Origin of the sequence: Vibrio sp. Isolate32, assembly GCF_022397955.1 — a bacterium.
Taxonomy (GTDB): Bacteria; Pseudomonadota; Gammaproteobacteria; order Enterobacterales; family Vibrionaceae; genus Vibrio.
On sequence record NZ_JAKEUQ010000003.1, the window covers coordinates 104511 to 116372 of the forward strand.

At 44.9% G+C, this 11862-nt stretch carries 11 protein-coding genes; 9 read left to right on the forward strand and 2 right to left on the reverse strand.

What is annotated here, in order from left to right; genetic code table 11:
* The first annotated feature begins 2 nt into the window (after positions 1-2).
* From L1D11_RS03105 to luxS, 4 genes are all read left to right on the forward strand, one after another.
* The gene (locus L1D11_RS03105; protein ID WP_239831491.1) at positions 3-2861 is read left to right on the forward strand and encodes a pitrilysin family protein; all 2859 of its coding nucleotides are present in this window, start codon (positions 3-5) and stop codon (positions 2859-2861) included.
* Between the two features lie 99 nt (positions 2862-2960).
* A complete protein-coding gene (gene gshA / locus L1D11_RS03110) occupies positions 2961-4529 on the forward strand; it encodes a glutamate--cysteine ligase (RefSeq protein ID WP_239831492.1) in 1569 nt (522 codons plus the stop codon).
* A 10-nt stretch (positions 4530-4539) separates the two neighbouring features.
* Complete coding sequence (locus tag L1D11_RS03115; RefSeq protein ID WP_239831493.1) at positions 4540-5190, forward strand: hypothetical protein; 651 nt, start codon at positions 4540-4542, stop codon at positions 5188-5190.
* A 24-nt stretch (positions 5191-5214) separates the two neighbouring features.
* The gene (luxS, locus tag L1D11_RS03120) at positions 5215-5733 is read left to right on the forward strand and encodes an S-ribosylhomocysteine lyase (protein ID WP_239831494.1); all 519 of its coding nucleotides are present in this window, start codon (positions 5215-5217) and stop codon (positions 5731-5733) included.
* A 109-nt stretch (positions 5734-5842) separates the two neighbouring features.
* Here luxS and L1D11_RS03125 read toward each other — a convergent pair whose 3' ends face one another.
* Together L1D11_RS03125 and L1D11_RS03130 are read right to left on the reverse strand one after the other, a co-directional pair.
* Positions 5843-7114: a CNNM domain-containing protein gene (locus L1D11_RS03125; RefSeq protein WP_008221067.1), complete on the reverse strand. Its 1272-nt coding sequence runs from the start codon at positions 7112-7114 to the stop codon at positions 5843-5845.
* 126 nt (positions 7115-7240) lie between these two features.
* Complete coding sequence (locus tag L1D11_RS03130) at positions 7241-8035, reverse strand: inner membrane protein YpjD (RefSeq protein WP_239831495.1); 795 nt, start codon at positions 8033-8035, stop codon at positions 7241-7243.
* Between the two features lie 200 nt (positions 8036-8235).
* Here L1D11_RS03130 and ffh point away from each other — a divergent pair, with 200 nt between their 5' ends.
* The 5 genes from ffh to rplS all read left to right on the forward strand — a co-directional run bounded on the left by ffh (position 8236) and on the right by rplS (position 11850).
* The gene (ffh, locus tag L1D11_RS03135) at positions 8236-9630 is read left to right on the forward strand and encodes a signal recognition particle protein (protein ID WP_239831496.1); all 1395 of its coding nucleotides are present in this window, start codon (positions 8236-8238) and stop codon (positions 9628-9630) included.
* A gap of 211 nt (positions 9631-9841) precedes the next feature.
* Positions 9842-10090: a 30S ribosomal protein S16 gene (gene rpsP / locus L1D11_RS03140; RefSeq protein WP_004410028.1), complete on the forward strand. Its 249-nt coding sequence runs from the start codon at positions 9842-9844 to the stop codon at positions 10088-10090.
* A gap of 24 nt (positions 10091-10114) precedes the next feature.
* On the forward strand, positions 10115-10669 hold the full coding sequence (gene rimM / locus L1D11_RS03145; protein ID WP_239831497.1) for a ribosome maturation factor RimM: 555 nt from the start codon (positions 10115-10117) through the stop codon (positions 10667-10669).
* 27 nt (positions 10670-10696) lie between these two features.
* Positions 10697-11437 (forward strand): tRNA (guanosine(37)-N1)-methyltransferase TrmD, encoded by a 741-nt coding sequence (gene trmD, locus L1D11_RS03150; protein ID WP_239831498.1) that lies wholly within the window; start codon positions 10697-10699, stop codon positions 11435-11437.
* A gap of 59 nt (positions 11438-11496) precedes the next feature.
* On the forward strand, positions 11497-11850 hold the full coding sequence (rplS, locus tag L1D11_RS03155; RefSeq protein ID WP_004738151.1) for a 50S ribosomal protein L19: 354 nt from the start codon (positions 11497-11499) through the stop codon (positions 11848-11850).
* Positions 11851-11862: the final 12 nt, after the last annotated feature.

Consider the following 11862-nt stretch of genomic DNA (forward strand, 5'->3'; position numbering starts at 1 on the left):
CTATGAAAAAGGTTTTACTTGGTACATTTTCTCTTATCGCCATTGCTGGCTGTTCTTACAATGTACCTAGCTCAACATCCTTCTTTTCCTCATTACCAGAAGGTGTCACTCTTTTAGAAGAGGTTAAGCCCTCTAAAGATAAAGTGGTGATTCCTTACACTAAGTATCAATTGGATAATGGCTTAACCGTTATTCTTTCTCCTGATGATTCTGATCCATTGGTGCATGTGGATGTGACTTACCATGTCGGTTCTGCACGTGAAGAGATAGGCAAGTCAGGCTTTGCGCATTTCTTCGAACATATGATGTTCCAAGGCTCTGAGAATGTTGGCGATCAACAGCACTTTAAGATCATTACAGAAGCGGGTGGTTCGTTAAACGGTACCACTAACCGCGATCGTACTAACTACTTTGAGACGGTTCCCTCAAACCAGCTTGAGAAAATGTTGTGGTTAGAGTCAGACCGAATGGGTTTCTTGTTGGACGCGGTTTCTCAGAAGAAATTCGAAGTACAAAGAGGCACGGTGAAAAACGAACGTGCTCAAAGCTATGAAAACCGCCCTTACGGTCTAATGTGGGAGCGAATGGGTGAAGCGCTTTACCCAGAAGGCCACCCTTACTCATGGCAACCAATCGGCTATGTCGAAGATCTAGATCGTGTTGATGTAAACGACCTCAAGGCGTTCTTCCTACGTTGGTACGGCCCAAATAATGCGGTGCTGACTATCGGTGGTGATATCGACGTTGATGATACGCTTGAGTGGGTTAATAAGTATTTTGGTCCGATCCCGAAAGGCCCAGAGGTTAAGCCTGCCGTGAAACAACCTGCGGTACTAACGGAAGATAAGTACATCACTCTAGAAGATAACATTCGTCAGCCAATGGTATTGGTCGGTTGGCCGACAACTTATCGCGGCGAAGAGACCCAAGCGTCACTGAATGCGCTGTCTAACGTTTTGGGCTCCGGTACCAACAGTTATCTTTACCAAAACTTAGTGAAAACACAAAAAGCAGTGAGTGCAGGCTCATTCCACGATTGTGCTGAGTTGGCATGTATTATGTACGTATATGCGATGGGTAATTCTGGTAAAAAAGGTGACTTAACGGCTCTCAACAAAGAGTTAATGGATACCTTAGATAAGTTCTCGAAAGAGGGTGTTCAACAAGAACGCCTTGACCAGATTACTGGAATGGCCGAAGCGGATGCGGTTTTTGCACTGCAAAGTGTTAAAGGTAAGGTGTCGCAATTGGCATCTAACCAAACTTTCTATGGTCAGCCAGATCGCATTGAGTCCCAGTTGGATCAAATCCGTGCCGTCACGCCTGAAAGCGTGAGCAAGGCCTACCAAAATTTCATCGAAGGTAAGCATAAGGTTACTTTGAGTGTGGTTCCGAAAAAACAGCTTGATTTAGCCGTTCGAGAAGCAACATTTACCACGCCACCACGTACTTTGCCTGAATACAGTAAAGTAACGGAAGACCAACTGAACTTCAGAAGAGCAACAGACACCTTTGAACGCAGTGTTATGCCTGAGGTAACCTTTGGTGTCGAAGCGACAATGCCAGAGCTGTATCGTATGCACTTTGCAAATGGTACTGATTTGATTGGTACTGAAACCAACGAAACGCCAACCGTACAAATGCAAATCCAACTACCTGCAGGTGAGCGTTATGTTCGTAAAGGACAAGAGGGCCTAGCAAACCTAACTGCCGCTATGATGGAAGAAGGCTCTACTAAACGAACGGTTGAAGAGCTACAGGCGACCCTAGATAAGTTGGGTAGCAGCGTGAGTATCAGTGCTGGTAGTTACACCACAGATATTTCAATTTCTACGCTAGAGAAAAACCTGCCTCAAACCTTAGTGATCGTGCAAGAGGTTTTGCTTGAGCCTAAGTTCGATGAGCAAGACTTTGAACGTGTTAAGAAACAGATGCTAGAAGGGGTGGTGTATCAGCATCAACAACCAAGCTGGATGGCATCTCAAGCAACCCGTGAAGTGCTGTTTGGCGATAGTATTTTTGCTCGTGCGAGTGATGGAACTAAAGAGTCTCTAGAATCGTTAACTCTGGGCGATGTAAAACAGTTTTACAGTCAACACTATACTCCGGAGGGAGCTAATATTGTTATTGTAGGGGACATCTCGAAGAAAGAGGTTGGAAAGCAGCTACAATTCTTTGAGGAGTGGCAAGGCGAGGCGGCATCGATGACACGCCCACAAATTGTCAAAGATCTAACTGAGCAGCGTTTGTATTTAGTTGATAAGCCGGGCGCGCCACAAAGTATCGTTCGCTTAGTTCGTAAAGGTCTGCCTTTTGATGCTACGGGAGAGTTGTATAAGAGCCAATTGGCTAACTTTAACCTAGCGGGTAATTTTAATAGCCGCATCAACCAGAACCTACGCGAAGACAAAGCGTACACTTATGGTGCGAGTGGTTACTTTGCCAGTACTCGTGAAACGGGGGCAGTAGTATTTAGCGCACAGGTAAGAGCCAACGCGACAGTGCCATCGATTCAAGAGTTTATTAATGAACTGAATGAGTTTAGCCAAAGTGGATTAACTGACGAAGAGGTGAAATTTATGCGCCTTGCCGTCGGTCAACAAGATGCACTCAAATACGAAACGCTAAGTCAGAAAGCAGGGTTGTTGAGTAATATTGTTGCATTGAGCCTTGATGAAGATTACCTACAACAGCGTAATCAGATAGTTGAGACGGTCTCAAAAGAGACATTGAATGAACTATCGAAGAAATGGTTCGACCCGAATGATTATCAAATAATTGTGGTTGGTGATGCGGCTTCGCTTCGCCCGCAATTAGAAAAGTTAGATATTCCAATAGAAGAGCTTGAAATCATTCGTTAGAGTACACATTAAAGGGGGAGGGAAGAGACTCTACTTTTCTCCTCCAACCTAATTTATGATAGTTCTAATCAGAACGATATAAGATAAGTGAACTGAATTTTGACTGATTTTGCTGCGCGAATAAAGCAAGTTGCAACCAACCCTAAGACCTTCTCTCAATTTGGTCGTGGTGTTGAAAGGGAAACATTGCGCTACACGGAAGATGGGCACCTTGCTACTGGGCCGCACCCTAAGGCTTTAGGATCTGCGTTGATGAACGAGTGGGTAACGACCGATTTCTCTGAGTCGCTACTGGAATTTATTACACCTGTTTCAAACGACGTTCCTACTCTTTTGAATCAGTTGTCTGATATTCATCATTTCACACAAACCAAGTTAGACGGTGAAAAACTGTGGCCGCTCTCTATGCCTTGTTATGTTGGTAGTGAAGACGACATTCAGCTTGCGCAATACGGCACGTCTAACAACGGTAAAATGAAAACGTTATATCGTGAGGGCCTAAAACGCCGTTACGGTAGCTTGATGCAGATTATCTCTGGCGTTCACTTTAACTTTTCTTTCCCTGAAAGCTTCTGGGATAGCTTGTTTGGTGAACAAACAGAACAAGAGCGTAGTGACGCAAAATCAGATGCTTACTTCGGTTTGATTCGTAACTACTACCGCTTTGGTTGGTTAATCCCATTTTTCTTCGGTGCTTCACCAGCATTGTGTTCATCTTTCATCAAAGGAAGAGAAACGAATTTACCTTTTGAAAAGGTTGGTGGGACACTGTATCTACCAAAAGCAACGGCTCTTCGTCTGAGTGATCTTGGTTACACTAACAGCGCGCAAAGCGTATTGAAGATTGGCTTTAATAGCCTAGAGCAGTACCTTGAGGGCTTGAATCAAGCGATTCGCACTCCATCAGAAGAGTTTGCTGAAATTGGCGTTAAGGTTGAGGGCGAATACCGTCAGCTTAATAGCAACGTATTGCAAATTGAGAATGAGCTTTACGCACCTATCCGTCCTAAGCGTGTGGCGAAGAGTGGCGAGAAACCATCTGAAGCGCTGGCTCGTGGCGGTGTTGAGTACATCGAGGTTCGCTCTCTAGACGTAAACCCATTCAGCTCAATCGGTATCACGGAGCAACAAGTTCGCTTCTTAGATCTATTCCTAACCTGGAGTGTGCTAACTGACTCTGCTGAGATGGATAACTGTGAGCTTGAATGCTGGCGCGACAACTGGAACAAGGTGATCCTAGAAGGTCGTCAAGTTGGTCTAGAACTGCAAATTGGCTGTCACGGTGAGCGCTTATCTCTGCAAGATTGGGCGAAGCGCGTGTTCAAAGATCTACGCTCAATTGCTGAAATGATGGATGTTGAACAAGGCGGTCGAGCTTACCAAGAAACCTGCGATACGCTTGAAGCTTGGATTGATAACCCAGAGTTAACCATTTCTGGCCAATTGCTACAAGAGACTAAAAAGTTAGGTGGCTTAGGTAAAGTTGGCTGTGCGCTAGGTAAAACGTATGCACAACAGCACAAAGCACACCAATACAAGGTGTATTCAGCTGAGCTGATGGAAGCAGAGGTTCAACGCTCTGTGATTGCTCAGCAAAAAAGTGAAGAAGCGAGCACTCAAGATTTTGACAGCTTCTTAGCGTATTATTTTTCGTATTTAAAAGCATAGCGAGACGTTGGTGGAAAGGAAGCAAGCCTTATTAGGTAAGCCTACTCGAGCGAGTAGTAAATGGTTACCTGTAGTCACTGGCGGCGTTGTCTCTAGCCTTTTGGTTGGTTGTGCAACACCACCGCCGAAACAACAAGACAACCTATGTAGCATCTTCAGAGAGCATCCATCGTGGTACGAAGATGCCTTAGATATGCAAGAAGAGTGGGGTACTCCCATCAACGTAGCTATGGCTTTTGTAAAACAAGAGAGTAGCTTCCGTCATGATGCGCGCCCGCCAAAAGATTACATCCTTGGGTTTATTCCTTGGGGTCGTGTAAGCAGCGCTTATGGATATGCTCAAGCTCAGGACCCAGCTTGGGAAGATTTCCAAAAAGCGACCAACAATGGCGGTTCAAGAACCAACTTTGATGATGCGCTGATGTTTATAGGCTGGTACACCAGCGAAACGCGTCGTCAACTCGGTATATCGCTGTGGGACCCATATAACCAGTACTTGGCTTACCATGAAGGTCGTGGTGGTTATAAGCGAAAATCGTATAACAGCAAACCATCTTTAATTAAGGTGGCTCGTAAAGTCGAACAGCAAGCAAAAGATTATGGCTGGCAACTGAAACAGTGCCGCAAAGAACTAGAAGACAATCGAAGTTGGTTTTTCTAAAGCCAACCGTCACGGAGAATAGCAATGCCTTTATTAGATAGTTTTACTGTAGATCACACTCGTATGAACGCACCAGCAGTTCGTGTTGCGAAAACAATGCAAACTCCAAAAGGGGATACCATCACGGTATTTGACCTGCGTTTCACGGCACCAAACAAAGATATCCTATCTGAGAAAGGTATCCACACTCTAGAGCACCTATACGCTGGCTTCATGCGTGCTCAACTGAACGGTTCAGACGTAGAGATCATCGATATTTCACCTATGGGTTGTCGTACTGGTTTCTACATGAGCCTGATTGGTACACCTTCAGAGCAGCAAGTGGCTGATGCTTGGTTAGCGGCAATGCAAGACGTGCTGAAAGTTGAGAGCCAGAATAAAATCCCTGAGCTGAACGAATACCAGTGTGGTACAGCGGCAATGCACTCTTTAGATGAAGCGAAAGAGATTGCGAATGCCATCATCGCTGCTGGTATCTCAGTAAACAAGAACGAAGAGCTAGCACTGCCAGAGTCGATGCTTAAAGAGCTTAAAGTTGATTAATTATTTGAGTTAATTCTCAATGAGTAAGATATGAAAAGGCCCGGTTCATTGAACCGGGCCTTTCTATTTTCTCACTTAGCAGATCAATAGCGAGTACTATCTGAACCTGTTATCCATTTACGATCTGTGGAAACACACGTACTAGCTTGATGCGGTTCTCTTCAAGCTCCACTATCTCCATTGGATGGCTAGCCACTTGAACACTTAGGTGACTCTCTGGAATGTCTTCCAGATGTTCTAGTATCAAACCATTCAACGTTCTTGGGCCATCGGTTGGGAGTGCCCATTGCAACCCTTTGTTGATATCACGAATGTTCGCACTGCCTTCAATTAGGAAGCTACCGTCGCTCTGCGGGGTGATTTCATCAGACAAACTTGGCGCAATTGAAGTGGTAAACTCACCGACAATCTCTTCTAGAATATCTTCTAATGTAACCAAGCCATTGATGTCACCGTACTCATCAACGATTAGTCCGATACGCTGTTTGTTGCGTTGAAATTTAAGCAGCTGAATGTTGAGTGGTGTTGCTTCCGGGATGAAGTAGATTTCGTCTGCAGCGCGTAGCAGAGTTTCTTTGTTGAATTCGTTCTTTTCCAGCATCAAGCGATATGCTTCACGCAGCCTCAGCATGCCAACCACTTCATCAATTTGGTCACGGTACAAAACCACACGACCATGAGGGGAGTGAGTCAGCTGACGGACGATGGATTTCCAATCATCATTAATGTCGATACCGGTAATCTCGTTACGAGGCACCATGATGTCGTTCACCGTAACGTGCTCTAAATCTAGAATAGACACCAACATATCTTGGTGACGTTGAGGTATTAGGTTACCCGCTTCATTAACTACAGTTCTTAGCTCTTCAGAACTTAAATGATCGGTCGCGTCGTGGCTGGCTTTGACACCCAGAATACGAATAAAGCCATTGGTAATGAAGTTGACTAATATCACCAGTGGCGACAGCACCTTCATCAGAATCATTAGCAAGATGCTGCTGGCGTAGGAGACACGTTCAGGAAACAGAGAGGCGATGGTTTTTGGTGTGACCTCAGCGAATACGAGGATCACGAGAGTCAGGGTACCGGTTGCGACAGCCACACCGATGTCCCCGTAGATACGCATACCAAGAATGGTTGCAATCGCAGAAGCGAGAATGTTGACAAGATTATTGCCGATGAGAATGAGGCCTATCAACCTGTCGGGGCGGTTCAGAAGTTTTTCTACGCGCTTTGCACCTTTATGACCCGTGTTGGCCAAGTGCTTTAAACGGTAGCGGTTCAAGGACATCATGCCCGTTTCTGAACCAGAGAAATAACCAGAAATTACAATGAGACACGCGAGTAGCGCAAATAAGATACCCGTTGATATGTCGTCCAAAACTATTCTTTTCCTATTTGTATATCTTGATTAATTTATGACCGAACATGGTCGAGATGTCAATTGAATCTATCTGACCAATATTTTAAAGGCAAGGTATGCGTTCCCTTGCCTTCAATTTGGGTGTTATCTCAGGATAATTTCCTGAACGAAGCGGCTACCGAAGTAGGCTAATGTGAGCATGCTGGCACCGGCAAGGGCGAACCAAGTTACCTTTTGCCCACGCCAACCTTTTTGGTAATGACCCCAAAGAAGAATGGAGTAGATAACCCAAGCAATAAAAGACAACACGGCTTTGTGCGCTTTACCTTGAGCAAACATGTCCTGTACGAAGATAAAACCAGTCAGTAAGGTACCCGTTAATAAGCCATTACCGATTAGGATGATCTTGAAAAGTTGTCTTTCGACCATCATTAATGGAGGTAGGTTAGGGTTGATAACCAGTGCTTTCTTCTTTTTAAGTTTGTGATCTAGCCAAGCAAGCTGCAGTGCGTATAGAGCACCTATAGTGAGCGTCGCGTAAGAGAAAAGCGCCAAAGAGATGTGCATCAGCAGTTTTGGGTCATTCTCTAAATGTTTGATGAAGGTACTTGGAAGAACTGTTGCCGCCATCAAGTTTAGGGCTGCGAAGCTATAAACCACAGGAAGAATGAACCACAGACGGGTTTTGAGCATAGCACCGCTCATTACCACTGATATGATTAAACTGATGAGTGAAGCAACGTTCAAGATACTGAGGTTTTGGCCACTGGCATTAAAAATCAAATCGCCAAGCAACCAAGCATGGAAAGCTAGAGCAAGTAATGCGCTGATAAACACCGTTTTTACACGGATCCCTGTTTGGTGCACGAGACCTGGAATGATCGTGGAAATCGCCATTGTATAAAGAAAGGCTGCTGCGATCGCAATAAGACTGTCCATGGTATCCATTTTAATGATTACTAATTGGCGAATTATACCTCGCATCGCTCTTTGGGGCTATGGCGAACCTCATTCAATTCCAAGTGAATAATGTCTCACATCACAAGCACGGATGATTAAGGCTCTACAACGGGTATGACTCTAATCCGCGCTAATGTATACTCACAGTAATAGTCGCAGTTTTGAGCGAAGAGAAAACTATGTTTGATAATTTAACGGATCGTCTATCCAAAACGCTGAAGAACATCAGCGGTAAAGGTCGTCTGACCGAAGACAATATTAAAGATACGCTGCGTGAAGTACGTATGGCGCTACTTGAAGCCGACGTTGCTCTGCCAGTTGTCCGCGATTTTGTTAAGCGCGTAAAAGAAGGCGCTGTGGGTGTTGAGGTTTCTAAGTCTCTAACGCCTGGTCAAGAATTCATTAAGATCGTTCAAGCGGAACTTGAAGCGGTAATGGGTGAGTCTAATGAGGCTCTTAACCTAGCAGCGCAGCCGCCAGCAGTTATCTTAATGGCGGGTCTACAAGGTGCGGGTAAAACCACATCGGTAGGTAAGCTATCTAAGCTTCTAACTGAGCGTGACAAGAAGAAAGTCTTGGTTGTATCTGCCGACGTTTACCGTCCAGCGGCGATCAAACAGCTTGAAACGTTAGCAAGCGATGTGGGCGTAGACTTCTTCCCATCTTCAGCTGATCAAAAGCCTCTTGATATTGCAAACGCTGCAATCGACCACGCGAAGAAGAAATTCTATGACGTGCTACTTGTCGATACTGCGGGTCGTTTGGCTATCGATGAAGAGATGATGGGCGAGATCAAAGAGCTTCATACTGCAATTAAACCAGTAGAGACACTGTTCGTTGTTGACGCAATGACAGGTCAAGATGCTGCGAACACTGCAAAAGCCTTTGATGATGCGTTACCACTAACCGGCGTTATCTTGACGAAAGTTGATGGTGATGCGCGTGGTGGTGCTGCTCTGTCTGTTCGCCATATCACAGGCAAGCCGATTAAATTCTTAGGTGTTGGTGAAAAGACTGACGCACTAGAAGCGTTCCACCCAGATCGTGTTGCTTCTCGTATCTTAGGGATGGGTGACGTACTGTCTCTTATTGAAGACCTACAGAAAAACGTTGATACCGAGAAAGCAGAGAAACTGGCTAAGAAGTTCAAAGAGAAGAAAGGCTTTGATCTTGAAGACTTCCGTGAACAGCTAGGTCAGATGCAAAACATGGGCGGCATGATGGGCATGATGGATAAGCTTCCAGGCATGTCTCAGCTACCAGATAACGTTAAAGATAAAGTTGATGACAAGATGTTCAAGCAAATGGAAGCGATCATCAACTCCATGACCATGAAAGAGCGTCAACGCCCTGATCTAATCAAAGGCTCACGCAAAAAGCGTATTGCCGCTGGTTCTGGTACACAGGTACAAGATGTAAACCGTATGCTTAAGCAGTTCACCCAAATGCAGAAGATGATGAAGAAGATGCAGAAAGGTGGCATGAAAGGCATGATGCGCAACATGCAAGGCATGATGGGCGGCGGTGGAGGTATGGGCGGAATGGGTGGTGGCTTTAACCCGTTTGGTCGATAATCTACAAATGTAAGCTTTAGCTACGTTACTTTTCATAGTGTTAGCCGTGTCACAGAAAGTGTACGGCAGCTATGTTGGTGAAAAAATAGCTAAAGCCCTTGCATTGCACCGGAATAAGAGTAAAATTCCGGGGCTTTAATTTGGCACGAGACCCCAAGCTATTACTTATACTTGGGGTTAATTATTTTATTAAGAAAGCAAAGAGGACGACATGGTAACCATTCGTTTGGCACGTCACGGTGCAAAGAAGCGCCCATTTTATCAAATCGTAGTTGCGGATAGCCGTAACGCTGCAACTGGCCGTTTCATCGAGAAAGTAGGTTTCTTTAACCCTACTGCTCAAGGTCAAGAAGAAGGTCTACGTCTAGACCTGGATCGTGTTAACCACTGGGTTGGTCAAGGCGCATCTCTATCTGATCGTGTAGCTAAGCTAGTTAAAGACGCTCAAAAAGCGGCTTAATTCTTTTTTAAAGAGAAATAGCTTATGTCGATGAAGGGTAAAGAAACTATGAGCGAGCAAAACAATAGAATTGTCATGGGTAAACTTGGGTCTACCTATGGTATTCGTGGCTGGCTTAAAGTGTTCTCCTACACAGACAACGCTGAAAGCATATTTGATTACAGCCCTTGGTATTTAAACCTAAAGGGTAAGTGGGTCGAGTACAAAGTTGAGAGCTGGAAACGTCATGGCCAAGGTTATGTATGTAAGCTAGCGGGATTAGACGTTCGTGAAGACGCGCAACTGATGACTAACTTTGAAATTGCTATTGACCCTGCTTCATTACCTGAATTGTCAGAAGAGGAATTCTACTGGCGTGAATTGTTTGGTATGCAAGTAGTAACCACCAAAGGTTACGATCTAGGTGTCGTTACCGACATGCTAGAAACTGGCTCAAACGATGTTCTAGTAATCAAAGCAAATCTTAAGGATGCTTTCGGACAAAAGGAACGGTTAGTACCGTACCTTGAAGAGCAAGTGATCAAGAAAGTTGATCGCGAAGCTCAACGGATCGAAGTTGACTGGGATCCTGGATTCTAACTTTAAAATCATAGAGCGAGAGAACACATGTGGGTTGGCGTAATTAGCCTATTTCCTGAAATGTTCCGTTCAGTTACTGATTTTGGAGTAACGGGTCAAGCGGTAAAGAAAGGTCTTTTATCTATTGAGACATGGAATCCTCGCGATTTCACTCATGATAAGCATCGCACTGTTGATGACAGACCTTACGGTGGTGGTCCTGGCATGTTAATGATGGTTCAGCCTTTGCGCGACGCTATCCAAACTGCCAAACAAGCATCACCGGGAAAGACGAAAGTTATCTACCTTTCACCTCAAGGTCGTAAACTCGACCAGAAAGGTGTTGAAGAGCTGGCAATAAACGAGAATTTACTTCTTATTTGTGGTCGCTACGAAGGGGTAGATGAGCGCATCATTCAATCTGAAGTCGACGAAGAATGGTCGATTGGGGATTTTGTGATGACGGGTGGTGAACTGCCAGCCATGACGCTGATTGATTCAGTCTCTCGGTTTGTACCGGGTGTACTTGGAGATTTCGCATCAGCAGAAGAAGATTCTTTTGCAAATGGTTTGCTAGATTGCCCTCACTATACGCGCCCTGAGGTGCTAGACGACAAAGAAGTGCCTTCGGTGCTCAAGTCTGGAAACCATAAGGACATTCGTCGCTGGCGATTAAAACAATCGTTGGGCCGAACTTGGCTAAGAAGACCAGAACTCCTGGAAAACCTAGCTCTGACTGACGAACAGGAACAATTACTGGCTGAATTCATTAAAGAGCAACGCTCTTAACGAAAAGCAAGCAGTAACCTATTAAATTTAGTATCAGTTTATTCTAGGAATTTATACAAATGAGCAACATCATTAAGGCTCTTGAAGAAGAGCAACTAAAATCAGACCTTCCTAAATTCGCACCAGGTGACACTGTTGTAGTTCAGGTTAAGGTAAAAGAAGGTGACCGTGAGCGTCTACAGGCTTTCGAAGGCGTAGTAATCGCTATTCGTAACCGTGGTCTTCACTCTGCATTCACAGTTCGTAAGATCTCGAACGGTGAAGGTGTAGAGCGTGCGTTCCAAACTCACTCTCCAATGGTTGATAGCATCGAAGTTAAACGCCGTGGTGCAGTACGTCGTGCCAAGTTGTACTACCTACGTGAGCGTTCTGGTAAGTCTGCTCGTATTAAAGAGAAGCTTGCTAAGAAGTAATTCTTTTTGCAT